Source organism: Bacillus sp. GbtcB14, assembly GCF_019091205.1.
Lineage (GTDB): Bacteria > Bacillota > Bacilli > Bacillales > Bacillaceae_G > Bacillus_A > Bacillus_A cereus_AG.
The window spans coordinates 1-240 of sequence record NZ_JAGXJT010000287.1; the positions used below are offsets into that span (position 1 = coordinate 1).

Genomic DNA, 240 nt, shown 5'->3' on the forward strand with positions numbered 1-240 from the left:
ACTTCGAAATAACTTCTTGCCGCTGCATCCTGTTCAAAAACGACTTCAATATCTTCCCGAAGCCTCTTAAACATCGTTGTTCCCTCCCCTTTATGGGCTGCTTTTTCGAGCGAACTAACTCCCTACTTATCTCCCTAAATCTTTATCCACGTAGATAAAACTTATACTCACACCGAGTTTTACGGAATAAAAAAAGACGCCTCTGTCATATTGACAGAGACGCCTTTTAAGCGCGGTTCC

At 42.5% G+C, this 240-nt stretch carries 1 pseudogene; it reads right to left on the reverse strand.

Going from position 1 to position 240, the window contains the following annotated elements:
- A pseudogene (locus tag KVT31_RS29940) lies at positions 1-74 on the reverse strand (serine O-acetyltransferase); the annotation flags it as partial.
- Between the last annotated feature and the right edge of the window lie 166 nt (positions 75-240).